Source organism: Streptomyces sp. NPDC051218, assembly GCF_044455475.1.
Taxonomy (GTDB): Bacteria; Actinomycetota; Actinomycetes; order Streptomycetales; family Streptomycetaceae; genus Streptomyces.
The window spans coordinates 482,398-505,870 of record NZ_JBITEU010000004.1 but is presented as its reverse complement, the minus strand read 5'-3'; the positions used below and the strand labels follow the sequence as shown (position 1 = coordinate 505,870).

Genomic DNA, 23,473 nt, shown 5'->3' with positions numbered 1-23,473 from the left:
ACCCGGCACCGGGTTCCCGCCCCTTTCACATGTACGGCGACGCGTGCACGTACGGCGGTGCGTACGTAAGGCGACGCGTACGTACGTCGATCAGTGCTCGACGGCGGCGTCGCCCGCACCGTGCGACTGCGTGCCGCCACCGGCCGGCGACGATGCCGCGCCGGACGGCTCGGTGTTCGCACCGTCGGCGGGCGTGCCCGAGGGGTTCGTGGAGGGCGAGCCCGACGGGTCGGCCGAGGCGCTGCCGGACGGCTCCGACGAAGCGCCCGAGCCCGGAGCCTTCGGCACCTCGGTCGGGCCCCACTTCTTGAAGTAGCTCTCGGCCGGCACGACGAAGGTCTTCATCTTCACGTCGCCGGTCTTGTCGAAGGCGAAGGTGACCGGCTGCGCGTTGCCGTCCTTGACGGCCTCACGGCTGCTGGGCAGGACGGCGGAGGCGTTGTCCTTGCCGCCGATGATGACCGAGCCGCCCGCGGGGATGGTCAGCGGACCGCCACGCTTGGAGATCTTGTCGTCCTTGGCGGGCGTGATCTTGGCCTTCTTGCCGGTGCCGTCGACCGCGATCTCTTCCAGCTTCTGGTCGGTGCTGCCGTTGTTGAAGATCGTGGCGGCGATGACCGCGGGACCGGTCGACTTCAGATCCGGCTGGGTGATCACCATGGCGTTCTGGATCTTGATGTCGCCGACGGTGATCGCGGCGTTGTCCGGCTTGATCTCGTGCGTCTGGGCGTTGTTACCGGCGCCGCACGCGGCGAGCGACGCGAGCGAGAACGCGATGGCGGTGGCGGCAATGGCGCCACGTCGAAGGCTGCGGCTCACGGCGGCGGCAACTCCTTGAACGAGGGCGGAACGGAGGGGGCGAGCGGCCGTAAAGCCGCCCTAAGTGTGTGTCAGCGGGCTTAGGTTACCGAGCCGTTCCCGTGCCACCGCACCCGACCCGCCCCTACGGGTGGTGAGCCGTTCTCCCACGGCTCGTGTCCCGACACGTGCGCCCCTGCCGTCACGTCCACGACATTGGCATCTCGTTCACCATTCACTTAAGCGCCGTCAAGAGTCGTCACGGCCCCTCCTGCGGATTTCCGGTAAGGAATGCATGGCGGTCCGGGGAAGTCCGGAGAATTGATCACCGGAGGCTCTTGATCAATTTCGGATTCCTGTCGAACAGGAAGCCGTACGTCTCTCCGGTCGCCGAACGGAGTAGCGGAAGTTCACCGCTTGGAACCCGGCAAAACGGGACGTTCAGCCTCGTGGAGCGCTCTCGCGGGGGGCGTGACGGGCGCGTTTCCGCTTCCCCGAAGAGCCGCTCCCACCTGCGAATACCTCGCTCCGGAAGCCCTTCGCAGCACGTTCCTGTTGCTGTTGTCAAGCCCCGAGATATGCCCTGACCTGCGAAAACGCCATTCAGAAGAGGCGGTTCTCGTGTTAGGATGGATAGCCACGGAAGGGGTACCTGTCACATGACGTTCAAGGTTGGCGACACCGTGGTCTATCCCCATCACGGGGCCGCGCTGATCGAGGCCATTGAGACTCGCCAGATCAAAGGCGTGGACAAGACCTACTTGGTGCTGAAGGTCGCCCAGGGCGACCTGACGGTACGTGTGCCTGCGGACAATGCGGAGTTCGTCGGCGTGCGTGATGTGGTCGGTCAGGACGGGCTCGACCGGGTCTTCGAAGTACTGCGCGCGCCGTACGCCGAAGAGCCGACGAACTGGTCCCGTCGCTACAAGGCAAATCTCGAGAAACTCGCTTCGGGCGATGTCATCAAGGTCGCGGAAGTCGTGCGTGATCTGTGGCGTCGTGAGCGTGAGCGCGGACTGTCCGCGGGCGAGAAGCGCATGCTCGCCAAGGCTCGCCAGATCCTGGTGAGCGAGCTCGCCCTCGCGGAGAACACGAACGAGGACAAGGCCGAGGCCCTGCTTGACGAGGTCCTCGCGTCCTGATCGCGTCCTGACACAGGCATACGTCTTGGCGCCATGAAATGCCGCGGTGCCCGCTGACCCTCAATGGTGTCGCCGGGCGCTGCGGCATGTTCGTACCCGGACGTAATCCCTGAGGAACGCCATCCTGAAGCGCCTCATTCCTGAAGCGTGAGTGCCGGGCTCGGGCAGCTGGCTCGACCAGATGTCACGGAAGGGTCCGGTCAAAAGGCCCGCGCCCGGCGTCGCTGTGGCCATACCCACCTCGGCCGAGCACACAAACCTGAACGGAAGCGATGTCTGAGGAATCCCGCACCGCGGTCGTGATCCCCGCCGCCGGACGCGGCGTGCGGCTGGGTCCCGGCGCCCCCAAGGCGCTCCGCGCGCTGAACGGCACGCCCATGCTCATCCACGCCGTACGGGCCATGGCGGCATCCCGCGCCGTCTCGCTCGTCGTCGTCGTGGCCCCGCCGGAGGGCGCCGCCGAGGTCAAGTCACTCCTCGCCGACCATGCGCTGCCCGAGCGCACCGACTTCGTCGTGGTCCCCGGCGGCGAAACCCGCCAGGAGTCCGTGAAGCTCGGTCTCGACGCCCTGCCGGACGGCATCGGCGTCGTCCTGGTGCACGACGCGGCCCGCCCGCTGGTGCCCGTCGACACCGTCGACGGCGTCATCGAAGCCGTACGCGACGGCGCCCCCGCCGTCGTCCCCGCGCTGCCCGTCACCGACACCGTCAAGCAGGTCGAGCCCGGGGACCCCAAGGAGCCCGGCCGGCCCGAGCCCGTGGTCGCCACACCCGAGCGGGCCCGCCTGCGCGCCGTGCAGACCCCGCAGGGCTTCGACCGCGACACCCTCGTCCGCGCCCACGAGACGGTCACCGGGAACGTCACGGACGACGCCGGCATGGTCGAGCAGCTGGGCCTCCAGGTCGTCGTCGTACCCGGCCACGAGGAGGCCTTCAAGGTCACACGGCCCCTCGACCTCGTCCTCGCCGAGGCCGTGCTCGCCCGCAGGAGGGCCAACGATGGCTTCTGAGCAGCAGCCGCGCGTCACGCTCCCGCAGGTCGGCATCGGCACCGACGTGCACGCCTTCGAGGAAGGCCGCGAGCTGTGGTGTGCCGGGCTCCTCTGGGAGGGCGAGAGCGCGGGCCTCGCCGGGCACTCCGACGGGGACGTCGCCGCGCACGCCGCCTGCGACGCCCTGTTCTCCGCGGCCGGCATCGGCGACCTCGGCGCGCACTTCGGCACCGGCAGGCCCCAGTGGTCCGGTGCCTCCGGTGTGACGCTGCTCGCAGAGGCGGCCAGGATCGTGCGCGCCGAAGGCTTCGAGATCGGCAACATCGCCGTCCAGGTCATCGGCGTACGCCCCAAGGTCGGCAAGCGGCGGGACGAGGCGCAGAAGACGCTGAGCGCCGCCGCCGGCGCCCCGGTCGCCGTGTCCGGCACGACGACGGACGGACTCGGCCTCACCGGCCGCGCCGAAGGCCTCGCCGCGATCGCGACGGCACTGGTCGTACGGACGGGCTGACCGCGGCAGCGGGTGCGGGCGAAATGCCGCTGGGGCGGGGCGCGTTGGAGGAGTATCGGGAGCGCACCCGACAGCAGCACAGCGTCAGTCAGCGACGTACGAGAGAGGCGCCCCATGCCCGCCGAACTGTCCGACAAGCTCAAGGCCCTGCTCGACACCCCCGTGTTCGTCTCCGTCGCCACCATCCAGCCCGACGGCAGCCCCCAGCTCTCACCGGTCTGGGTGAAGCGCGACGGCGACGACCTGCTCTTCTCCACCACGATCGACCGCCGCAAGGCGAAGAACCTGCGCCGCGACCCCCGCGTCACGGTGCTCCTCCAGCCCTTCGACGCCCCGTACACGTACGCCGAGATCCGCGGCGAGGCGACGATGACCACCGAGGGCGGGCGGGAGCTGATCGACGAGCTGGCCCTGAAGTACACCGGCCTCAAGTACGCCGAGTTCAACCCGTCCTCCGTGAACGAGGCGCCCCGCGTCGTCGTCCGCGTCACTCCGCGCAAGGTCGTCGGCCGCATCTGAGGCCTCTCGCGCCCGCGCGTGTCACAGTTCCGTGCCCTGTTGACCCCGGAGGTCGCAGGGCACTGCCCTGCGACCACTACCCTGGTGTAGTGACGATTCGCCTGTACGACACCAGCGCCCGGCAGATCCGAGACTTCAGCCCGCTCACCGACGGTTGTGTCTCGATCTACCTGTGCGGCGCGACGGTGCAGGCGGCCCCGCACATCGGACACATCCGGTCGGGCCTCAACTTCGACATCATGCGGCGCTGGTTCGACCACCGCGGCTATGACGTCACCTTCATCCGCAACGTCACGGACATCGACGACAAGATCATCCGGAAGTCGGCCGAGCAGGGCCGCCCGTGGTGGTCGATCGGGTACGAGAACGAGCGCGCCTTCAACGACGGCTACGACGTCCTCGGCTGCCTGCCGCCCACCTACGAGCCGCGTGCCACCGGTCACATCACCGAGATGGTCGAGATGATGCGCGGCCTGATCGAGCGCGGCCACGCGTACGAGGCGGACGGCAACGTCTACTTCGACGTGAAGTCCTTCCCCGGCTACCTGGAGCTGTCCAACCAGGAGCTCGACAACCTCCTGCAGCCCGAGGGCGAGGGCGAGACCGGCAAGCGCGACCCGCGTGACTTCGCCATGTGGAAGCGGGCCAAGGAGGGGGAGCCCAGCTGGGAGACCCCGTGGGGCCGCGGCCGTCCCGGCTGGCACCTGGAGTGCTCGGCCATGGCCCACAAGTACCTCGGCCGTGAGTTCGACATCCACGGCGGCGGCATCGACCTGATCTTCCCGCACCACGAGAACGAGATCGCGCAGGCCAAGGCCTTCGGCGACGCGTTCGCGCGGTACTGGGTGCACAACGGCTGGGTCACCATGAGCGGCGAGAAGATGTCGAAGTCGCTCGGCAACTCCGTCCTCGTGTCCGAGATGGTCAAGAAGTGGCGCCCGATCGTCCTTCGCTACTACCTGGGCACCCCGCACTACCGCTCGATGATCGAGTACAGCGAGGAGGCCCTGCGCGAGGCCGAGTCCGCGTTCGCGCGGATCGAGGGCTTCGTACAGCGCGTGGTGGAGAAGGCAGGGGGCGTCGTGGAGCCCGCCTCCCAGGTGCCGCCCGCCTTCGCCGACGCGATGGACGACGACCTGGGCGTCCCGCAGGCGCTCGCCATCGTGCACACGACGGTCCGGCAGGGTAATTCCGCCCTGGCCGCTGACGACAAGGAAGCCGCGGTGGAGCGGCTCGCCGAGGTGCGGGCCATGCTGGGCGTCCTCGGCCTCGACCCGCTCGACCCGCAGTGGGCCGGTGAGAGCGACCGCGGCGAGGACCTCCACGGGGTCGTCGACACGCTCGTACGTCTCGTCCTCCAGCAGCGGGAGGCGGCGCGTGGCCGCAAGGACTGGGCCACCGCCGACGCCATCCGCGACCAGCTCAACCAGTCGGGCCTCGTCATCGAGGACGGCCCGACCGGACCGCGGTGGACTCTCGGCCCGCGCTGAGCGTCCGGGGCCGTCAGGGCTCGCGATGTGCCGCCCGGCGACCCGGGCGGCACACTTCATATACGTACGCAGTCACGCAGTGGGCCGCCATGCAGCACGCAGGCAGCCGCACGCAACACAGAGACAGGTAGGTCATGGCCGCTAACAACCGCCGCATGTCCGGCAAGAAGGGCGCGCAGGTCGGCAGCGGTGGAAATCGGCGCCGCGGCCTTGAGGGCAAGGGCCCGACGCCGCCCGCCGAGGCGCGCAAGGGACACAAGAAGAACCGCATCGCCAACGCCGCGGCCAAGAAGGCCTCCGGCGGACCCGGTGGCAGCCGCCGCCCCAGCCCCGTGAAGGGCCGCGGCAAGGGCACCTCCGAGATGGTCGTCGGCCGTAACTCGGTCGTCGAGGCGCTGCGCGAGGGCGTGCCCGCCTCGATGCTCTACGTCCAGCAGTTCATCGACAACGACGAGCGCGTCCGCGAGGCGCTGCAGATCGCCGGTGAGCGCGGCGGCATCCACCTCATGGAGGCCCCCCGCCCCGAGCTGGACCGCATGACCAACGGGCTCAACCACCAGGGCCTCGTGCTCCAGGTGCCGCCCTACGAGTACGCGCACCCCGAGGAGCTCGCCGCCGCCGCGTACGACCAGGGCGAGGACCCGCTGATTGTCGCGCTCGACGGTGTGACGGACCCGCGGAACCTCGGCGCCGTGGTGCGCTCGGCCTCCGCCTTCGGCGGGCACGGCGTCGTCGTCCCCGAGCGCCGGGCGGCGGGCATGACCGCGGGCGCGTGGAAGACGGCCGCCGGCGCCGCGGCCCGTACACCCGTGGCGCGGGCCACGAACCTGACCCGCGTCCTGGAGTCGTACAAGAAGGCCGGGCTCGCGATCGTCGGGCTCGCGGCGGACGGCGAGCACGAGGTCGGCGACCTCGAAGCGCTCTCCGGTCCCGTCGTCATCGTCATCGGCAGCGAGGGCAAGGGTCTCTCGCGGCTGGTCGGCGAGACCTGCGACTACCGCGTGCGGATCCCCATGCCGGGCGGCACGGAGTCCCTGAACGCCGGTGTCGCGGCGGGCGTCGTGCTCTACGAGGCGTCCAGGCGCCGGAGTTGATCCGCCCCCCGGACGTCGGCCGGCCCGCGGTAACAGGGCCGGCCGGCGCCCGGGGAAGATCTTGACGCGGTCCGGACATTTCCGCGCGGTCAAGGCAGTGTCCTAAACACACATCACTCGGTTAGATGAGTGTGGACACCAGAACGCCCCGCAATCCCACGGGGGGAAGCTCGTCAGGGTTCGACGAAGCTCCCGCGCTGAGCATGGTGAAGGTGCCGAGCGACCCGGCCCAGGTCATCGTGAATCACGCAAGCTTCCGCGTGCAGCTCCCCACCGCGCAGCGGACCCAATCCCCGCGTATCGCACGGCACTTGAGCAATGCCGATGACACCGTGCGTATCCCCGCCGCCGGCTCCGCAGCCCGGCGCCGCACGCCCGTCGTCTGGAGCGGGAAGTCGGAACCCGGCGATCCCGGAGCCACCGGACTGCTGCAAGCGGTGCGTGGAACCGGCGTGCGCCATTCGGCCGAGGCAGGCGGCTCCTCCTACGACGACGGAGGTGCCACGCAGGTCATCCCACGCATCGACGAGGACGATCTCGAGAGTACGCAGGCCACGCCTGCCGTCATCGGCCCCCGTCATCCCGACCCCGGGACCCGGCTCATTCCGCGCATGCCGATGCCGGAGAGCGATCTCGACGAACAACTTCCCTACAGGGACGACGACTTCGGCGACGACTTCGACGACACGGGCGAGCGCCAGGTCGTACGGCGGCACGGGGCCGACCCCGTGCGGCACGCCTACTACCCCGGCCGCCGCATGAACCTCGGCGTCGTGCTGCTTCCGCTGCGCGTCTTCCTCGGGTTCATCTCCATCTACGCCGGCATGGGCAAGCTCTGCGACCCCGTGTACTTCGACGGCGGCGACCGCGGCTCCATGGTCAAGTGGCTCAACTCCCTGCACCCCTGGGCGCTGGCGGAGCCGCTGCGGGACTTCGCCCTCTCGCACCCGGTGGGCGCCGGGCTCTGCATCGCCTTCCTGCAGATCATCGTCGGCGTGCTGACGGTGCTCGGTCTCTGGCAGCGGGTCGCGGCCGGCATCGGCGTGCTCCTGTCCGCCGCGCTCATCGTCACCGTCAGCTGGAAGACCGTCCCCGCCTACGACGCGCCGGACATCATCTATCTGGCCGCATGGTCGCCGCTGATCATCGCCGGCGCCCCCGTCTACTCCGTCGACGGACGTCTCGCGGGCGAGGCCTGGCGGAGGCTCGGGCCGCGCGTGGACATCTGGGAGCTGCGGCGCCGAGTGCTGCGGCGCGGTGCCCTCATCGGAGGGCTCGTCGTCGGGCTCACACTCCTGATCGGTTCGATGCTCGGCGGCGCCGTCCGGGACGCCGACCGCGTGACCGTGCCGGGACCCGGCGAGGCCCCGCGCAACGAACTGCCGGGCTCACCGCTCCCCGGAGAGCCGGGGAAGAAGCAGCAGCAGCGCCAGGGCCAGTCGCAGAGCCCCACGGCCTCCGGGTCGGGGACGCCGACGCGGGGCAGTTCCGCGAGCCCCACCCAGGGCGCCACGGCGACCACTCCGGGTGCGGCGCGCGAGTCCGCTGCCGCGGGCACCGGCCAGCAGCAGCCGAGCCAGACCCAGGGCACCACCGGTCAGGCTCCCCCGCAGCAGACCTCGCCCCAGCAGCCTCCGACGTCGGCCACCGCGGGACCCACGTCCAGCGGCGGCGGCACCGGTGGCGCGGCGCCCGAGGGCGGTACGAGCGGCGGCAGCACGGGCGGCGGCAACGGCCGGCTCGTGGGCGGCCTCCTGGGCGGCGGCTGACCCGCCCGGTCTTCCTGAACACCGACGGGCCCCGCACAGTCACTGTGCGGGGCCCCTCGGCGTACGTACGTAGGGCGGCGGAAGGGCTCAACCCTCCTTGCCCGCAAGCTCCTTGGCCGCCTCGGTGAGGTCCTTCGCGGTGTCGATCGCCCGCCAGTAGGCGCCCTGCGGCAGCGGGAAGCCCGCCAGGCTCTTCTCGCGGGCCAGACGCGGGAACGTGGTGCGCTCGTGGTCGCCGCGGTCCGGCAGGAGCGCGGTGAAGGAGGCGGAGAAGACGTACACGCCCGCGTTGATGAGGTAGGGCGACGGCGGGGACTCGATGAAGTCCGTGATGTGGCCGAACGCATCCGTCTCGACGGCGCCCCACGGAATGCGGGGGCGAGCAAGGGCGAGGGTCGCGGTGGCGTCGCGCTCGGCGTGGAAGGCCGCCATGTCGCGCAGCGAGAAGCGGGTCCAGATATCGCCGTTCGTCGCGTACCAGGGGCGGTCCGCGTGCGGGAGGTGGCGGGCGGCGTACTTCAGGCCTCCACCGCGCCCCAGGGGTTCGTTCTCGACCACCGTGGTGACGTTCAGGGGGAGGTCCGCCGACTCCAGCCACTCCTGGAGGACTTCGGCGAGATGGCCGCAGGAGACGACCGCGTCCGTCACGCCCTCGGCCGCGAGCCAGGAAAGCTGATGGCCGATGATCGGGGTCCCCGTGCCGGGGATCTCGACCATCGGCTTGGGCCGGTCGTCGGTGTACGGACGGAGGCGCGAGCCTTGGCCTCCGGCCAGGACGACGGCTTGGACGGGGTGCGGGTCAGAGGTCATGCACCGCACGATATGCGGACGTGACGGTACTCCGACCCGGACCCCTGTCCTCCGTCGCCGGACGGCTCAAGACGACTGCGCGGCGACACCTGTCGCGAACGACGTGTCGCAGACCGGGCGGGAATACGACTGGGCGCGTGTCGGGCCGTACGCCCGGACGGCCGCGCGGCCGAGGGCACGGGCGATGGAGACACAGTGCTTGGCGAGCGACGGGTGGCGGTTCACCTCCTGCTGGAGGTGGGTGAGCGCGACGCCCGGGTTCCTCTCCTGGAGCTCCAGGAGAAGCCGGTCGCGCAGGATGTCCTGCGGCGCGCGGGACTTGGCCGGTGCGGAGAGATCGTCGGCGGATGCGGTGAGCATCGAATCCGAGGAGCTCTGGGACCAGTTGACGCTGGTGACCGCGAGGGTCCCGGAGAGCACCAGCATCACGGGCAGGACGAGGGCGAGCGTGCGGCCGATGCGGCGGGCGGGGCCCCGGTGGGCTCGGCGCGGCTTCTGGGTGTAGTTGGCGGAGTGCGTCACGCGAGTGAGCGTAGCGGTCGGTGATGATTTGGCGACATTACGTCACTCGGTCGAGCGACGGAGATTGAGGTTTCTTTGGAGCGGTGTTGACGCGCGCCAGGCGAAATGACCGGTCTGCCGGGGTATTTGTCGACAACGCGGGCGCACGCACAGGGCCCCGCACCGGAGTGCGGGGCCCTGTCCTTGCTGGTGAGCGGGATCGTCAGTCGGTGAGGCGCTCGCCCGTCGACGTCGAGAACACGTGGATCTCGCCCGGACGGGGCACGACGTGCAGCTGCGTGCCCTTCTCCGGGACCCGGCGGCCGTTCACGCGGACCACGAGGTCCTTGTGCTCGCCGCCGACCTCCGCGGAGCCGTAGACGTATCCGTCGGCGCCGAGCTCCTCGACGACGTTCACGGAGACGGCGAGGCCCGCGGGGGCGTCCTCGGTCTCCTTCGAGAGGGACTTCGCCGTGGTGCCGTCCTGCTCGACGATGTCGAAGTGCTCCGGGCGGACGCCGACGGTGACCGTGCGGTCGCCCTTGTCGGCGGCGGCGGACAGCGCCTCGCGGTTGACCGGCACGACGGAGTTGCCGAACTTCACGCCGCCGTCGGTGATCGGGACCTCGACGAGGTTCATGGCGGGGGAGCCGATGAAGCCCGCGACGAAGAGGTTGGCCGGGCGGTCGTACATGTTGCGGGGGCTGTCCACCTGCTGGAGGAGCCCGTCCTTCAGTACGGCCACGCGGTCACCCATGGTCATGGCCTCGACCTGGTCGTGGGTGACGTAGACGGTGGTGATGCCCAGGCGCCGCTGGAGGCTGGCGATCTGCGTACGCGTGGAGACACGGAGCTTGGCGTCGAGGTTCGACAGCGGCTCGTCCATGAGGAAGACCTGCGGCTCACGCACGATGGCACGGCCCATCGCGACGCGCTGGCGCTGACCACCGGAGAGCGCCTTCGGCTTACGGGCCAGGTAGTCCGTGAGGTCGAGGATCTTCGCCGCGTCCTCGACCTTCTGGCGGATCTCGGCCTTGTTGACGCCCGCGATCTTCAGGGCGAAGCCCATGTTGTCGGCGACCGTCATGTGCGGGTAGAGCGCGTAGTTCTGGAACACCATGGCGATGTCCCGGTCCTTGGGCGGCAGGTGCGTGACGTCGCGCTCGCCGATGCGGATGGCTCCGGCGTTCACGTCCTCCAGGCCCGCGAGCATGCGCAGGGAGGTGGACTTTCCGCAGCCGGAGGGACCGACGAGGACGAGGAACTCGCCGTCCGCGACGTCGAGCTCCAGCTGGTCGACGGCGGGCTTGTCGCCACCCGGGTAGATGCGGGTCGCCTTGTCGAACGAAACAGTGGCCATGGTGAGGGCCCCCTTCACCGGCAGGAACGTGCCGGACGATCCGTTGTAAAGAGAGGAGTGGTGTAGTCCACCTGAGTGAACTGCTCGGACGGTACCCCGGGGGCCGTCCGTCTGTCAGTAGTCGGGGCGCGGTGACCTTCGAGGAAATTTTCGACGGAGGCACGCCCGGTGTTGGTTACACTGCTCGGGCACGTCGGTGCACGCCTCCTTAGCTCAGATGGCCAGAGCAACGCACTTGTAATGCGTAGGTCGTCGGTTCGAATCCGACAGGGGGCTCTTTTTCTTGTGTTGGCCCGGCTGGCCGGCCCGCCTGGTGGTCCCTCTAGTGGCGGCCCGACAGGCGGTCTGCGATGCGGGCCAGGCGGGGGGCGCTGGCGGTCGGCGTGGTGAGTTCTTGGCGGTCCGCGTTGCGGTACGTCGCGTACATGCCCTGGACGCCGATCCAGCGGAACGGCTCCGGCTCCCACTTGCGGACCTTGTGGTTGACCCAGGGGAGGGTCGTGAGGTCCGTGGGGCCCGCCTGGCCCGAGTCCTGTTGGACCAGGTCGCGCAGGGTGCGGGCCGCGAGGTTGGCGGTGGCGACGCCCGAGCCGACGTAGCCGCCCGCCCAGCCGAGGCCCGTCGCGCGGTCCAGGGTGACCGTGGCGCACCAGTCGCGGGGGACGCCGAGTACGCCCGACCAGGCGTGGGCCACCTCGACCCCGGCCAGTTGCGGGAAGAAGCGGGTCAGGATTTCGCGCAGGGCCTCGATCGTGGCGGGTTGCGTGCGGCCGTCGTTGTCCGTTTTTGAGGCGTAGCGGTACGGGACTCCCCGGCCTCCGAGTGCGATGCGGCCGTCGGCGGTGCGCTGGGCGTACATGTACGCGTGCGCCATGTCGCCGAGCGTCTCGCGGCCCTCCCAGCCGATCGATTCCCACTGGGCGGGGGACAGGGGGGCTGTGGCGATCATGGAGGAGTTCATGGGGAGCCACGTGCGGCGTTGGCCCTTCAGGGACGCTGTGAAGCCCTCCGTGCAGCGCAGGATGTATGGGGCGCGGACCGTGCCGTACGGGGTGATGGCGTGTTTCGGCTTGATCTCCGTGACGGGTGTTGATTCGTGGATGGTCACGCCGAGTGCCTCGACCGCCGACGCCAGGCCCTTCACCAGTTTCACCGGGTGCAGGCGCGCGCCGTGCGGGGTCCAGGTGGAGCCGACGGCGCCCGCGACGCGGATGCGGTCGGCCGTTTCCCGGGCGCCGTGCAGCGTGCGTTCCTTCTCGCCGTACGCGAGCTCCGCTGCGTGGAACTCCTTCAGGCGTGCCAACTGGGCCGGGGTGTAGGCGACTTCCAGTACGCCGCCGTGGTGGATGTCGGCGTCGATCCCTTCCGTCCTCGCCGTCTCGATCACCTCGGTGACCGTGTCGTTCATCGCTTCCTGGAGGCGGACGGCCGCTTCCCTGCCGTGCAGGCGGGCGTAGCGGTCGCGGCCCGCGATGCCGTTGTAGAGCCAGCCGCCGTTGCGGCCGGAGGCTCCGTAGCCGCAGAACTTCTGCTCAAGGACGGTGATGCGGAGGAAGGGGGCGGCCTTCTTCAGGTAGTACGCGGTCCACAGGCCCGTGTAGCCGCCGCCGACTATGCAGACGTCGGCACTCTCGTCGCCCGGCAGGGGCTCACGGGGGGCCGGGGTGCCGTGGTCCGTGTACCAGAACGAGATGCCGCCGTTGATCGTGCTGCTCATGAGCCGGACGTTACTGCGCTGGTGGGGACTTTGGGGAGGGGTTCGGAGGGGGTCGTTCCGATACGTTGATCGGGCACGTGGCGATGTCGAAGCGTCAGGTGCCGAGATCCAGGAGGACTGTTCAGATGGCCGTACGCAAGGCCGGGCGCATCGTCGCCGCGGTGGCCGCCACCGCACTCGTCGCCGGGGGCGCAGCCGCCTGCGGGCCCGAGGACCTCACGGGCGGGGGCGACGACAAGGGCTCGGCGTCGGGGGCCGCGTCCACTGGTGGCCCCGAGGTGAAGGAGCCGCCGGCCGGCACCGACGCGCTCGCGAAGACGCCCGCCACGGTGAAGGGTGGCGTGATCACGGTCGGCGACCCGAAGGCGGCGCACACGGTCAAGCTGTACGAGGACGCGCGCTGCCCGATCTGCAAGAAGTTCGAGGAGACGGGCGCGCAGGCCCTGGTGGAGCCGGTGGCCGCGGGCAAGGTGAAGGTCCAGTACACGCTCGCGTCGTTCCTCGACAAGAACCTCGGCGGCAGCGGCTCGGTGAACGCGGCGAACGCGCTGCGGGCCTCGGTCGATGCGGGCAAGTTCCCGCAGTACCACGCCGCGGTCTTCGCCAACCAGCCCGAGAGCGAGACCGAGGACGCCTTCACGCCCGGCTTCCTGCTGAAGATCGCCGACAAGGTGGACGGACTGCGGGGCGCCGAGTTCGACAAGGCCGTGCAGAAGGGGACGTACGAGAAGTGGGTCGGCGAGGCGATGCAGGCCTTCACCGACGACGGCATGCAGGGCACGCCGACCGTGGTCATCGACGGCAAGAAGGCGGCCAGTAACTCGCTGTTCGACCAGGACGCGTTCGCCAAGGAGCTCAAGGCCTCCGGGATCTCCTGAGGCTCTTGACCGCCCAGCTCCTCGGTGCGGGGCGTACGGCACTCCGGGTCAGCGGGTAGCAGACGAGACCGATCAGGACCGATGTGAAGTGGCCCAGGTCGGTGAAGGTCCTGCCGGTGATCAGCGGAGTGCCGTACACGGCGAGGACGATCAGGAGGTACGCGTACCTCCAGGGGCTCGGCACCCAGTACGTGAGGACGGCGATCACGCCCGCCAGCGCGTAACTCACGCCCACGTCCAGGGTGTTGACGGACGAGGCCGGGGCGGCGCCGTGGTGGATCGCGAGCGCGAGCACGCCCTCGCTGATGAGGGTGGCCCCGATGTGCGCGGCGGCGGCCACCGCGAGCCAGCGTGCCGTGCCGAGCCAGCGTTCGGCGGTGGCGTGGAAGACGGTGTAGAGCACGGCGTACGACAGCCAGGTGCCGCCGTCGGTCCAGAGCGCGCTGGAGATCAGGACGCGCACGGGGTGCTGCGACAGCTCGTTGATGTTGGTGGAGCGCTGGCGCAGGAAGTCCTTCTCGAACTCCGGCGACATGTGGTGCACCGCGACCGTCGTGACGAAGAGGACCGCGAGCCAGATGTACGTTCCCGGAGCGCTGCGGACGTAGGCCCTGATGCCGTGGACGCCCGCCCGGACGCGGCGGGCGGAGGCCCGGATAATCCCCATGCGGCGATTCACCCACGCCGGTAGCGTCGCGGGCGTGATCGACATTCGTATTCCGGACGAGCTGATCGAGTCGCAGTACACGTACGCGGGGGAGCCGGGACGTGCCTTCATCGCGGCGCTGCCCGCGCGCGTGGCGGAGTTCGTCGAGCGGTGGGACCTGAGGGTCGACGGCCCTTCGATGCACGGCATGGCCGCGCTCGTGCTGCCCGTGGTGCGGCGGGACGGCACCCCGGCCGCGGTCAAGTTCCAGCTTCTCGACGAGGAGACCGAGAGCGAGCCGGTGGGGCTTCGGGTGTGGGACGGCGACGGGGCGGTGCGGCTGCTCGAACACGACGACCGGACGGGCACGATGCTGCTCGAACGGCTCGACTCGGGGCGGATGTTGTCGACGATGGAGGACACCCACCAGGCGGTCCTCGTCATCGCCGAGCTGCTCGCCCGGCTCACCTCGGTGCCCGCGCCCGGGGGCATGCGGCGGCTCGCGGACATCGCGGGGGAGATGCTCGACGACCTGCCCGGGGCCCTGAAGGCGATCCGTGACCCGGCCCGGCGCGCGATCGTGGAGCGGTGCGGGGGCGCGCTGCGCGAGGTCGTGGGGGAGCCCGGTGACCGGCTGCTGCACTGGGACCTGCACTTCGAGAACGTCCTCGCGGCCGAGCGCGAACCGTGGCTCGCCATCGACCCGAAGCCGCTGGCCGGGGACCCCGGGTTCGACCTCTGGCCCGCGCTCAACAACCGCTTCGACCCGGACGACCTGCTGTGGCGGTTCGACGCGATGAGCGAGGTGCTGGGCCTGGACAGGGAGCGGGCGCGCGCCTGGACCTTGGCCCGGGTGCTGCAGAACGCGCTGTGGGAGATCGAGGACGGGCGGGAGCCGGACGAGGAGGACCTGGAGCTGGCGCGGCGGCTGCTCGGGGCGTGAGACGCGGGTGGGTCCGGGTGGCGGTCTCGGGATGCGGGTTGGTCCGGGCGGACGGTCTCCGGGCTCGGGTTGGTCCCGGCGTGCGGTCTGGTTAGCCTGCGGCCATGATTCGTCACGCCACGCCTGCCGACGTCCCCGTCATCCACGCCATGGTCCGCGACCTCGCCGAGTACGAGAAGGCTCTCGACGAGGCCAGGGCCTCCGAGGAGCAGCTGCGTGAAGCGCTCTTCGGGGAGCGGCCCGCCGCGTTCGCGCACATCGCCGAGGACGAGGTGTCGGGGGAGGCCGTCGGGTTCTCCCTGTGGTTCTTGAACTTCTCCACGTGGCGCGGGGTGCACGGGATCTACCTGGAGGACCTGTACGTACGGCCCGAGGCGCGCGGCGGCGGGCACGGGAAGGCGCTGCTGCGCGAGCTCGCGCGGATCTGTGTGGAGCGGGGTTACGAGCGCCTGGAGTGGTCCGTGCTCGACTGGAACGAGCCGTCGATCAACTTCTACAGGTCGCTCGGTGCGTTGCCGCAGGACGAGTGGACCGTGTATCGGCTGACCGACGGGGCGTTGGCGGGGCTGGGGGCCGCTGCCGAGTAGCGGCGGGGGCGGGGGGCCGGGGGGCCGGGGGGCTTCTTCAGGGGATCAGTACCACCTTGCCCGTGGTGCGGCGGTTCTCCAGGTCAGCGTGGGCGGTTGCCGCCCGCGCCAGGGGGTAGCGCTGGACCGCCGGGGTGAAGTGGCCCTTCTCCGCTTCGGCGAGCGCCGCGAGCTCCAGGGCGCGGACCGGGTTGTCGCTGCCCGCCCTGCGCATCATCTCCGGGCCCAGGACGTTGAGTTGGGTGATGCCGCGGGCCGCGAGCTGCTCGTCGGTGAACGTGAGGGGCTCGCCGTCGTGCAGGCCCTTGCCCGACCAGCCGAAGACGACGTGCGCGCCGCCGGGGGCAAGGAGGTCCACGGCGGCCATGCCCGCGTCGCCGCCCACCCCGTCGAAGACCACGGTGGCGCCGGGCACGCCGCTGCCGCCGAGCTGCGCCAGGAACGCGCGGACCTCGTCCGGCCAGTCCGGGTTCTTGTAGTCGACGGCCAGGTCGGCGCCGTTCGCCTCGACCGTGGCTGTCTTCTCCGGGCCGCCCGCCAGGCCGATCACCGTGGCGTCCGCGTGCTTGGCGTACTGCACCAGGAGCGTGCCGATGCCGCCCGCCGCCGCGGGGATGACGGCCACGGAGTCGGGGGTCAGCTCGGCGAACTGCAGGATTCCCATCGTCGTACGGCCCGTGCCGATGAGGGCCACGGCCTGTGCGTCGTCCAGGCTCGCGGGAATCTCGTGCAGGCGGGAGGCCTCCGTGACGACGAGCTCGGCGTAGCCGCCGGGGGCGAAGCCGATGTGGGCGACGACGCGCTTGCCGAGCCAGCTGCCGTCGACTCCCTCGCCGATGGCGTCGACCGTGCCTGCCACTTCGCGGCCCGGGATCGTGGGCAGCTCGGGGAGTTCGGGCAGCGGGCCCTGGAATCCCTCGCGGATCGCGGTGTCCAGGAGGTGCACGCCCGCCGCGGTCACCGCGATGCGGACCTGGCCGGGGGCCGGCGCCGGGTCCGGGACTTCCTCGTACGTGAGGTGCTCGGCCGGGCCGAAGGTGTGCAGGCGGATGGCGTGCATGGGGTGCGCTCCCTGGGTGGTGGGTGTGCGTGCGGTGACGAGATGAGGTGGCGTGGGCGGTGCGTTCTCCCGGTGTTGTCGCCACCCTCGTACCTCAAGCGGACTTGAGGTCAAGCTTCGTCCGGGTCAGGGCGAGCGACACCGCTTCGATGGCGCTGTTGAAGGAGACCTCGGAGAGCAGGCCGGGCGCCGCGACCTGGTCCCCTGCCAGGTAGACGCCGTTGCCGCGGTCGATCGCGGGGCGGTCGCGCCAGGTGGTGCCCGGCAGGTCCACCGCGCCGGTGCGGCCGTTGGACACGGCGTCGCGCCGCCAGACCAGGCGTTCGCGCCAGCCCGGGAAGCCGAGGTCGAGCAGGTGGTCGGCGCGGGCCGCGCCGTCCGCCTTGGACTCCTCGGGGGAGAGCGGGACCTGACCCTGGATGAGTTCCTGTCCCGCGGGGGCGAGGCTGCGGTCCTGGGTGGTGAACCGCTCGATCCAGCCGGTCCCGTCCAGGTCGGAGAGCGCGAAGAGGTCGCCCTTGCGGGAGGTGAGGGCCACGTCGACGAGGGTGGTGCGGCCGCTGTCCCACCGGATGCTGTCGTCCTGGAGGAGCGCGCGGGCCGCGGGGAGTGAGGTGGCCACGACGACGGGGCCCGCGGTGGGGAGGGACGCGAGGGTGTCGACGCGGGAGAGGGTCTCCACGCGTACGCCCAGGTTCCAGGCGAGTGTCGCCATGCGGTCGATGACCGAGCCCCAGCCGCCGCTCGGGTAGTGCGCCTCCGGGGGCAGTTTCGTGGCGCGGCGCAGGCGCTCGTGCACGAACCTGGCGGAGAGGGAGCCGGGGTCGTGGTGGAACGTCGCCACGGCGATGTAGTGGGCGGCGGCGCGGGCGCCTTCCTCGCCGACCTCGGCGGTGGCCCAGGTCATGAAGTCCAGGTCCACCGGCGCCTGTTCGGGCTTGCGGCGCAGGAGCTTCAGCATCGCGAGGGGTGGGGTGCGGCGGAGCCTGCCGTGGTGGTGGAGGCGGAGCCGGGTGCCTTCGAGGGGCGGGATGGGGGAGAGGGGGCCGATGAGGTCGCGCTGCTTGAGCCAGGTCCAGTGGGGGCCACCGTTGTAGAGGGCGTGCGGTCCTTCGTTCGTGCGGTACGCGCCTTCGGCGGTGCGGGCCCGGCCGCCGAGGGTGTGGTGGGCCTCGTGGACGGTGACCCGGGCGCCGGACTCCGCGGCGCTGATGGCCGCGGCGAGGCCGGCGAAGCCGCCGCCGATGATGGTGAGGGGCTTGAGGGGCTTGAGGGGCTTTCGGGGGGTGGGCATGGGGTGGGCTCCTGTCGGGGTGTCGGGGCCGGTGCGTTCACTCGGTACGACGGACGGGGGTGCCCGGGATGTGACATGGGGTGCGGGGGCGTTGTCAGTGGGCGGGTGCAGGATGGGTGGATGGGACAGAGGGATGCGGCGAGGGATGCGGCGGGAGTGAAGAAGGCGCGGCGGCCGGAGGTGCGGCTGCCTGCGTTGCGGGGGTTCGGGGAGGCTGGGCTCGAGCCCGACGGGGACTATGACGGGGTCGAGTTCCGGGACCTCGATCTCGCGGGGCAGGACGGCGGGGGAGCGCTGTTCCTGGACTGCGCGGTGACGGGCTGCGGGGTGACGGAGACCCGGCTCAGCAGGGCACGCTTCGTGGACTCCGTGCTGACGGAGCTGCGGGGGGTCGGCACCGAGCTGGCGGAGGCGTCGCTGCGGGACGTGGAGGTGGTGGACGCGCGGCTGGGGGGTGTCCAGCTGCACGGGAGTGTGCTGGAGCGGGTGGTCGTGCGGGGCGGGAAGATCGACTATCTGAACCTGCGGAAGGCGCGGTTGAAGGACGTCGTCTTCGAGGGGTGCGTGCTGGTGGAGCCGGACTTCGGGCAGGCGGTGCTCGAGCGGGTGGAGTTCGTGGGCTGCGTGCTGAAGGGGGCGGATTTCAGCGGGGCCCGCCTGAAGGATGTCGACCTGCGGGCCGCTGCCGAGGTGGACATCCTGCGGGGGATCGACTGCTTGGCGGGGGCGGTGATCAGTGCGGCGCAGCTGATGGACTTGGCGCCGGCGTTTGCTGCGCAGGCGGGCGTACGGGTGGACTAGCGTCCGGCTTTGGCGGTGGGGTTCGCTTCTGGGGGCGGGGGCCCTGCGGGGGTGGGGCGAGGGGGGTGGGGCGGCTGCGGGTCTCGCCCGTCTGGGGGTGCGGGGTCCCTGCGGGGCTGGTCCGTCTTCGGGTGCGGGGCCGTGCCGGTATGTCCGTCCTCGCTATCGTCCGGTGGGCGTGGGGCTACTTCGGCTCCGGAGCCTGCGGGAACCGTGCTCCGGGCAGACATACCGGCACGTCCCCTCGCGTGGGCTGCCGGCTGCGGGTGCGTGTCGCTGCGGGGCTGGTCCGTCTTCGGGTGCGGGGCCGCGCCGGTATGTCCGTCCTCGCTATCGTCCGGTGGGCGTCGGGTTGCTTCGGCTACGGAGTGCCGCGAGCCGTGCTCCGGGCAGACATACCGGCACGTCCCCTCCCGAGCGTCGCCGACTGCGGGTGCGTGGCTGCATTCCGTAGCCGGTGTCGGCTATGGACGTGTGAGGGCTTGTTCAAGGAGGCTCTGGAGCGCGCGCTGCTGTTCAGAGCTGAGGTTGGCCAGCGGTGAGTCCTGGACGAGTAGTTCGAGGAGCCGTTCGCGGGACGCGGTGCCCGCTGCGGTGAGCACGAGGAGCTTGGCGCGGCGGTCCGTGGGGTGCGCGTGGCGCTCGACCAGGCCCTGTTTCTCCAGCTTGTCGATGACGAACGTGGCGTTGGAAGGCTCGCAGCTCATGCGTTCGGCGAGCTCCCGCATGGTCATCGGCCCGGTCATCTCCCGCAGCGCGGTCGCCTGGGCAGCAGTGAGGTCCAGGGTGACGGCGCGTGCGCGTACATGGTCGGCGATCTGCTGGGCCAACCCGTTCACCAGGCCGCACAGCTCTCGCTCGGCGATGGCGTGCGGCTCCAAGGGCGTCGTCATGCATCCCATCCTACCAAGTCCATCAAGCAAGAATATTTCAAGCTCACATGGTTCTAGCTCACATGGTTCTAGCTTGCATGGTTCTAACTTGATGCTTATGGTTGCGTCGTCGCCTCGAGGGGCCCGGCGACGACCCACCAGAAGCAGGGGAGATGGATCATGACGCGTTCCACGATTGACCCGGATGAGCGGCTACGGCGGTCAGCAGGCATCCGGTCGATGCAGCTGGGCGACACGAGGGTGTCCTACGTGCCGGACGGAGCGGTGCGACTGCGGCCGGGCGATTTGATCCCCGACACCACCAGCGACGTGTGGGCCGCCCATCCCGAGTACCTGGATGAGTCCGGCAGCCTGGTGGCGAGCATCGGCGGCCTGCTGGTGGAGAACGGCGACCGCGCCCTGCTGATCGATGCGGGGTTCGGGCCGCAGTCCTGGCCGCCCGCGCCGGACGGCCCGCGCGGTGCGATTCACGGGGGCGCGCTCCTGGACAGCCTGGCCGAACTCGGGCGCAAGCCCGAGGAGATCGAGGCGGTGGCCTTCACTCACCTGCATCCCGATCACACCGGCTGGGCCTGGCATCCCGCACCTGGCGCTGACCGGCCTGCGTTCGCCCATGCCGACTACCTGGTGTCCGAACCGGAATGGGCCCGGCGCGACCTCCTCGAGGCCCAGGAGGTTGCCGGGCTGGCGCCGAGCATTCGTACCGTGGCCGACGGGCAGGAGATCTTCCCGGGCGTACGGATGCGGATCACCGCCGGCCACTCTCCCGGACATGCCGAATACGTCATCACCTCGGGCGGACAGCGGCTGATCGCCTTCGGCGATGCCCTGCACTCCCCGATCCAGGTCGACCACCCCGAATGGTCCACCACCTTCGACCACGACCCCGCCCGGTCCGCCGCCCATCGCCGCCAACTCGTCGCCGAACTGACAGAGCCCGACACCATCGGCTTCGGTATCCACTTCGCCGACGTGGTGTTCGGAGAGGTCAGGCCGGACGGCGACCGCCCCGCCTGGCGTTCCCTGGACGCCTGACGGCGAGGGGGCGGGTGGGTGGGAAAGGCTTGTTCGGCCAGGGGCGGATGCGGGGTGATCGGGTGGGTGGGTGGGAAAGGCTTGTTCGGGGCGTGAGGGCCGCGGGGGGTCCCGTTGGGCGCCTACGCCCGGGGGAAGCGGGACTGGAGCGCCCAGATCGCCGGGTTGTCCCCCAGGGGCTCGTGGAGGTCGATGAGGTCCGCCAGGAGGTCCTGGAGGAAGTCGCGGGCCTCGCGGCGGAGTTCGGAGTGGGAGAACGTCAGTGGCGGCTCCTCCGCCCGCATCCAGTCCGCCTCGATGTCCACCCACCCGAAGCGCCGCGTGAACAGCATGCGGTCGCTCGACTCCGTGAAGTCCAGCTCCGCGTACTGGGGGCGGGAAGCACGGCTGCCCCGCGGGTCCTGGTCCACCCGCTCGACGATGTCGCACAGCGCCCACGCGAAGTCCAGGACGGGCACCCATCCCCAGGCTGTGGACAGTTCCCGGTCCGCCTTCGTGTCCGCGAGATACACGTCCCCGCAGAACAGGTCGTGCCGCAGCGCATGCACATCCGCGCGGCGGTAGTCGAACTGAGGGGGGTCGGGAAAGCGGTGGGAGAGGGCGTAGCCGATGTCGAGCACGTGGTCGATGGTGTCATGGCCCGCAGGGGCGGGACGGCACAGCTCAGGGCAGCAGCCGCTGCTCCTTCGCCACCGCCACCGCGCCCGCCCTCGTATCCACCCCGAGCTTGTCGTAGATCCGGCCCAGGTGCGTCTTCACCGTGGCCTCGCTGATGAACAGCGCCCGCGCGATCTCCCGGTTGCCGAGACCCTGGGAGAGCTGCGCGAGGATGTCGAGCTCGCGGTCGGTGAGGGTCGGCAGCGGCTTGCGCATGCGGGCCATCACGCGGGAGGCGACCGGCGGGGAGAGCGTGGTGCGGCCCTGCGCGGCGGCGTGGATCGCGGCGAAGAGCTCCTCGGGGCGTTCCGCCTTCAGGAGATAGCCCGTCGCGCCCGCCTCGATGGCGCGGGTGATGTCCGCGTCCGTGTCGTACGTCGTCAGGACCAGCACGTGGGGCGCGGGGGCGGCGACCGACGTGATGCGGCGCGTCGCCTCCACGCCGTCCATCCCCTCGCCCAGCTGCAGGTCCATCAGGACCACGTCCGGGGTCAGTTTCGCGGCGAGCGCGATCGCCTCCTCGCCGGTGCCCGCCTCGCCGACCACCTCGATGTCCGGCGCGCTGCCCAGCAGGGCGAGCAGTCCGGCCCGTACGACGATGTGGTCGTCGCAGACCAGGAGGCGGACCGGGGGCGCGGCGTGGGTCGTCATGCGGGCTCCTGGGGGGTCAGCGGGATCGCCACCGAGAGCACCGTGCCCTCGCCCGGCGCCGACTCGATCGTCAGTGTGCCGCCGAGCTGCCGTGCGCGGGCCCGGATCGCGGGCAGGCCGTGGCCCCGCCGGTCGGGGGCGGAAGGCGATTCCCTGGGGGTGAAGCCGCAGCCGTCGTCGGCGATGTCGAGCACCACCTGGTCGTCCAGGTGCGTGAGCGTCAGCGCCGCCGTCGCCGCGCCCGCGTGCTCCGTCACGTTGGCCAGGGCGCCCTGCGCGATGCGAAGGAGCGCGGACTGTGTCCGGTCGGGGAGCGGGACGGGGGCGCCCTCGGAGTGGAAGCGGACCGTGAGGCCCGCGTCGAGCGCGGTGCGCGCGGCCAACGTCCGCAGGGCCTCGTCGAGGCCGCCGCCGTCGGCGAGGTCGGCGGGCGCGAGGTCGTGCACGAAGCGGCGGGCCTCGGCGAGGCCGCGTTCGGTGATCGACTCCGCGGTACGGACATGGGTGCGGGCCTTGGCCGGGTCCGTGTCCCAGACGCGGTCCGCGGCCTGGAGCAGCATCTGCTGGCTGGACAGGCCCTGGGCGAGGGTGTCGTGGATCTCCATGGAGATGCGCTGCCGCTCGGCGAGCGTGCCCTCGCGCCGCTCGGTGGCGGCCAGTTCGCGGCGGGTGCGGATGAGGTCGTCGATGAGCGTGCGCTGACGGGCCGCCTGGCGCTGCATGTACAGGAAGACGGCGGTCGCGACCGCGGCCCAGGCGGGCGGCGCGAGCAGCAGGTTCGGGTCGAAGCCGCCCGCGAGCCGCAACTGCGCGACGACCACGAAGGCGGTCAGGACGGCCACCAGGAACAGGGCGGCGCGCGGCGGCAGCGTCCGCAGGCCGGTGTAGAAGAGCGGCACCGCGCACCATGCGAAGCTCGGCGCGAGTATGACCAGCACGACCCAGACGGCCACGACGAGAATCAGCCAGGTGAGGCGGCGGGGTGCGGTGGGGCGGGCGCCGATGGCGGGGCCGAGCACGTAGAGAAGTGCGAGGGAGACCGAGAGCGCGATGATCCACGGGGTGCGCGGTTCGCCGGGGTGCCGCATCAGGAAGCGGGTCAGCGAAGAGCCCAGGAGGACGAAGAACGCCGTGTGCATGACGGCTGCGAGCCAGCGTGAGTCGGGGTCCTCGGGCCCCCTGCCCGCGCGGGCGGGCGCCTGCGGGGTGACGCGCGGTCGGCCGGAGGAGTCGCCCCGCGGGGCGGCGGGCTCTTCGGGGGCGCCTGCGGCCTGCTGCACGGCTTCGCTCCTTCCGACTCGCTCCTGAACTGCGCAAACAACCTC

General features: G+C 70.9%; 24 protein-coding genes and 1 tRNA gene. 13 read left to right on the top strand and 12 right to left on the bottom strand.

The features are described 5' to 3' along the window. Positions 1-90 precede the first annotated feature (90 nt). Entirely contained in the window at positions 91-819 is a 729-nt protein-coding gene (locus tag ACIBCK_RS15830) for a DUF461 domain-containing protein (RefSeq protein ID WP_399390506.1), read from the bottom strand. 638 nt (positions 820-1,457) lie between these two features. On the opposite strand from ACIBCK_RS15830, the gene ACIBCK_RS15825 reads away from it, so the two are divergent. The 7 genes from ACIBCK_RS15825 to ACIBCK_RS15795 all read left to right on the top strand — a co-directional run bounded on the left by ACIBCK_RS15825 (position 1,458) and on the right by ACIBCK_RS15795 (position 8,315). Next, the gene (locus ACIBCK_RS15825; RefSeq protein WP_003953493.1) at positions 1,458-1,940 is read left to right on the top strand and encodes a CarD family transcriptional regulator; all 483 of its coding nucleotides are present in this window, start codon (positions 1,458-1,460) and stop codon (positions 1,938-1,940) included. Between the two features lie 272 nt (positions 1,941-2,212). After that, positions 2,213-2,950 carry a 2-C-methyl-D-erythritol 4-phosphate cytidylyltransferase gene (gene ispD / locus ACIBCK_RS15820; RefSeq protein ID WP_399390504.1) on the top strand — a complete coding sequence of 246 codons (738 nt, stop codon included), beginning with the start codon at positions 2,213-2,215 and terminating at the stop codon, positions 2,948-2,950. Further along, on the top strand, positions 2,940-3,443 hold the full coding sequence (gene ispF, locus ACIBCK_RS15815) for a 2-C-methyl-D-erythritol 2,4-cyclodiphosphate synthase (protein ID WP_399390502.1): 504 nt from the start codon (positions 2,940-2,942) through the stop codon (positions 3,441-3,443). Before ispD ends, ispF begins: the two co-directional genes overlap by 11 nt. 114 nt (positions 3,444-3,557) lie before the next feature. Further along, positions 3,558-3,962 (top strand): PPOX class F420-dependent oxidoreductase, encoded by a 405-nt coding sequence (locus ACIBCK_RS15810; protein ID WP_399390500.1) that lies wholly within the window; start codon positions 3,558-3,560, stop codon positions 3,960-3,962. Between the two features lie 89 nt (positions 3,963-4,051). Then, entirely contained in the window at positions 4,052-5,452 is a 1,401-nt protein-coding gene (gene cysS / locus ACIBCK_RS15805) for a cysteine--tRNA ligase (protein ID WP_399390498.1), read from the top strand. 134 nt (positions 5,453-5,586) lie between these two features. Next, a complete protein-coding gene (rlmB, locus tag ACIBCK_RS15800; RefSeq protein WP_399390496.1) occupies positions 5,587-6,546 on the top strand; it encodes a 23S rRNA (guanosine(2251)-2'-O)-methyltransferase RlmB in 960 nt (319 codons plus the stop codon). A gap of 125 nt (positions 6,547-6,671) precedes the next feature. After that, positions 6,672-8,315 (top strand): DoxX family protein, encoded by a 1,644-nt coding sequence (locus tag ACIBCK_RS15795; protein WP_399390494.1) that lies wholly within the window; start codon positions 6,672-6,674, stop codon positions 8,313-8,315. A gap of 87 nt (positions 8,316-8,402) precedes the next feature. Here the strand turns inward: ACIBCK_RS15795 and ACIBCK_RS15790 are convergent, their stop codons facing one another. From ACIBCK_RS15790 to ACIBCK_RS15780, 3 genes are all read right to left on the bottom strand, one after another. Next, on the bottom strand, positions 8,403-9,125 hold the full coding sequence (locus ACIBCK_RS15790) for a nucleotidyltransferase family protein (RefSeq protein WP_367043303.1): 723 nt from the start codon (positions 9,123-9,125) through the stop codon (positions 8,403-8,405). Between the two features lie 66 nt (positions 9,126-9,191). Next, complete coding sequence (locus tag ACIBCK_RS15785; RefSeq protein WP_399390492.1) at positions 9,192-9,647, bottom strand: hypothetical protein; 456 nt, start codon at positions 9,645-9,647, stop codon at positions 9,192-9,194. 202 nt (positions 9,648-9,849) lie between these two features. Next, positions 9,850-10,986 carry an ABC transporter ATP-binding protein gene (locus ACIBCK_RS15780; protein WP_399390490.1) on the bottom strand — a complete coding sequence of 379 codons (1,137 nt, stop codon included), beginning with the start codon at positions 10,984-10,986 and terminating at the stop codon, positions 9,850-9,852. Between the two features lie 202 nt (positions 10,987-11,188). Here ACIBCK_RS15780 and ACIBCK_RS15775 point away from each other — a divergent pair. Next, a tRNA-Thr gene (locus ACIBCK_RS15775) sits at positions 11,189-11,262 on the top strand. A gap of 46 nt (positions 11,263-11,308) precedes the next feature. On the opposite strand, the gene ACIBCK_RS15770 is transcribed toward ACIBCK_RS15775, so the two are convergent. Beyond that, a complete protein-coding gene (locus ACIBCK_RS15770) occupies positions 11,309-12,703 on the bottom strand; it encodes an NAD(P)/FAD-dependent oxidoreductase (protein WP_399390488.1) in 1,395 nt (464 codons plus the stop codon). 125 nt (positions 12,704-12,828) lie between these two features. Here ACIBCK_RS15770 and ACIBCK_RS15765 point away from each other — a divergent pair, with 125 nt between their 5' ends. Further along, positions 12,829-13,581 carry a DsbA family protein gene (locus ACIBCK_RS15765; RefSeq protein ID WP_399390486.1) on the top strand — a complete coding sequence of 251 codons (753 nt, stop codon included), beginning with the start codon at positions 12,829-12,831 and terminating at the stop codon, positions 13,579-13,581. Here ACIBCK_RS15765 and ACIBCK_RS15760 read toward each other — a convergent pair. After that, positions 13,559-14,248, bottom strand: a complete 690-nt coding sequence (locus ACIBCK_RS15760; protein WP_399390484.1) for a rhomboid-like protein — start codon at positions 14,246-14,248, stop codon at positions 13,559-13,561. The two genes, ACIBCK_RS15765 and ACIBCK_RS15760, sit on opposite strands and share 23 nt — an antisense overlap. Before the next feature lie 34 nt (positions 14,249-14,282). Between ACIBCK_RS15760 and ACIBCK_RS15755 the strand changes: the two genes are divergently transcribed. After that, complete coding sequence (locus tag ACIBCK_RS15755) at positions 14,283-15,170, top strand: aminoglycoside phosphotransferase family protein (protein ID WP_399390482.1); 888 nt, start codon at positions 14,283-14,285, stop codon at positions 15,168-15,170. 104 nt (positions 15,171-15,274) lie between these two features. After that, complete coding sequence (locus tag ACIBCK_RS15750) at positions 15,275-15,757, top strand: GNAT family N-acetyltransferase (RefSeq protein WP_399390480.1); 483 nt, start codon at positions 15,275-15,277, stop codon at positions 15,755-15,757. A 37-nt stretch (positions 15,758-15,794) separates the two neighbouring features. Here ACIBCK_RS15750 and ACIBCK_RS15745 read toward each other — a convergent pair whose 3' ends face one another. Together ACIBCK_RS15745 and ACIBCK_RS15740 are read right to left on the bottom strand one after the other, a co-directional pair. After that, entirely contained in the window at positions 15,795-16,817 is a 1,023-nt protein-coding gene (locus ACIBCK_RS15745; RefSeq protein ID WP_399390478.1) for a zinc-binding dehydrogenase, read from the bottom strand. Between the two features lie 94 nt (positions 16,818-16,911). Next, positions 16,912-18,111 (bottom strand): FAD-dependent oxidoreductase, encoded by a 1,200-nt coding sequence (locus ACIBCK_RS15740; RefSeq protein ID WP_399390476.1) that lies wholly within the window; start codon positions 18,109-18,111, stop codon positions 16,912-16,914. Positions 18,112-18,231: 120 nt separating this feature from the next. Between ACIBCK_RS15740 and ACIBCK_RS15735 the strand changes: the two genes are divergently transcribed. Then, positions 18,232-18,912, top strand: a complete 681-nt coding sequence (locus tag ACIBCK_RS15735) for a pentapeptide repeat-containing protein (protein ID WP_399390475.1) — start codon at positions 18,232-18,234, stop codon at positions 18,910-18,912. A 464-nt stretch (positions 18,913-19,376) separates the two neighbouring features. On the opposite strand, the gene ACIBCK_RS15730 is transcribed toward ACIBCK_RS15735, so the two are convergent. Further along, on the bottom strand, positions 19,377-19,805 hold the full coding sequence (locus tag ACIBCK_RS15730) for a MarR family winged helix-turn-helix transcriptional regulator (protein ID WP_399390473.1): 429 nt from the start codon (positions 19,803-19,805) through the stop codon (positions 19,377-19,379). A 159-nt stretch (positions 19,806-19,964) separates the two neighbouring features. On the opposite strand from ACIBCK_RS15730, the gene ACIBCK_RS15725 reads away from it, so the two are divergent. Then, positions 19,965-20,840 (top strand): MBL fold metallo-hydrolase, encoded by an 876-nt coding sequence (locus ACIBCK_RS15725; protein ID WP_399390471.1) that lies wholly within the window; start codon positions 19,965-19,967, stop codon positions 20,838-20,840. Between the two features lie 122 nt (positions 20,841-20,962). Here ACIBCK_RS15725 and ACIBCK_RS15720 read toward each other — a convergent pair whose 3' ends face one another. From ACIBCK_RS15720 to ACIBCK_RS15710, 3 genes are read right to left on the bottom strand one after another with little or no spacing between them, the layout of a single operon-like run. Continuing rightward, entirely contained in the window at positions 20,963-21,460 is a 498-nt protein-coding gene (locus ACIBCK_RS15720) for a hypothetical protein (protein ID WP_399390469.1), read from the bottom strand. Positions 21,461-21,503: 43 nt separating this feature from the next. Further along, the gene (locus ACIBCK_RS15715) at positions 21,504-22,148 is read right to left on the bottom strand and encodes a response regulator (protein ID WP_399390467.1); all 645 of its coding nucleotides are present in this window, start codon (positions 22,146-22,148) and stop codon (positions 21,504-21,506) included. Beyond that, a complete protein-coding gene (locus tag ACIBCK_RS15710; RefSeq protein WP_399390465.1) occupies positions 22,145-23,428 on the bottom strand; it encodes a sensor histidine kinase in 1,284 nt (427 codons plus the stop codon). Before ACIBCK_RS15710 ends, ACIBCK_RS15715 begins: the two co-directional genes overlap by 4 nt. Positions 23,429-23,473 lie beyond the last annotated feature (45 nt).

Coding starts and splice junctions, on each gene's coding strand:
- ACIBCK_RS15825 (WP_003953493.1), top strand. CDS start 1,458: ATGACGTTCAAGGTTGGCGACACCGTGGTCTATCCCCATCACGGGGCC.
- ispD (WP_399390504.1), top strand. CDS start 2,213: ATGTCTGAGGAATCCCGCACCGCGGTCGTGATCCCCGCCGCCGGACGC.
- ispF (WP_399390502.1), top strand. CDS start 2,940: ATGGCTTCTGAGCAGCAGCCGCGCGTCACGCTCCCGCAGGTCGGCATC.
- ACIBCK_RS15810 (WP_399390500.1), top strand. CDS start 3,558: ATGCCCGCCGAACTGTCCGACAAGCTCAAGGCCCTGCTCGACACCCCC.
- rlmB (WP_399390496.1), top strand. CDS start 5,587: ATGGCCGCTAACAACCGCCGCATGTCCGGCAAGAAGGGCGCGCAGGTC.
- ACIBCK_RS15795 (WP_399390494.1), top strand. CDS start 6,672: ATGAGTGTGGACACCAGAACGCCCCGCAATCCCACGGGGGGAAGCTCG.
- ACIBCK_RS15790 (WP_367043303.1), bottom strand. CDS start 9,125: ATGACCTCTGACCCGCACCCCGTCCAAGCCGTCGTCCTGGCCGGAGGC.
- ACIBCK_RS15780 (WP_399390490.1), bottom strand. CDS start 10,986: ATGGCCACTGTTTCGTTCGACAAGGCGACCCGCATCTACCCGGGTGGC.
- ACIBCK_RS15770 (WP_399390488.1), bottom strand. CDS start 12,703: ATGAGCAGCACGATCAACGGCGGCATCTCGTTCTGGTACACGGACCAC.
- ACIBCK_RS15765 (WP_399390486.1), top strand. CDS start 12,829: ATGGCCGTACGCAAGGCCGGGCGCATCGTCGCCGCGGTGGCCGCCACC.
- ACIBCK_RS15760 (WP_399390484.1), bottom strand. CDS start 14,248: ATGGGGATTATCCGGGCCTCCGCCCGCCGCGTCCGGGCGGGCGTCCAC.
- ACIBCK_RS15750 (WP_399390480.1), top strand. CDS start 15,275: ATGATTCGTCACGCCACGCCTGCCGACGTCCCCGTCATCCACGCCATG.
- ACIBCK_RS15745 (WP_399390478.1), bottom strand. CDS start 16,817: ATGCACGCCATCCGCCTGCACACCTTCGGCCCGGCCGAGCACCTCACG.
- ACIBCK_RS15740 (WP_399390476.1), bottom strand. CDS start 18,111: ATGCCCACCCCCCGAAAGCCCCTCAAGCCCCTCAAGCCCCTCACCATC.
- ACIBCK_RS15735 (WP_399390475.1), top strand. CDS start 18,232: ATGGGACAGAGGGATGCGGCGAGGGATGCGGCGGGAGTGAAGAAGGCG.
- ACIBCK_RS15730 (WP_399390473.1), bottom strand. CDS start 19,805: ATGACGACGCCCTTGGAGCCGCACGCCATCGCCGAGCGAGAGCTGTGC.
- ACIBCK_RS15725 (WP_399390471.1), top strand. CDS start 19,965: ATGACGCGTTCCACGATTGACCCGGATGAGCGGCTACGGCGGTCAGCA.
- ACIBCK_RS15715 (WP_399390467.1), bottom strand. CDS start 22,148: ATGACGACCCACGCCGCGCCCCCGGTCCGCCTCCTGGTCTGCGACGAC.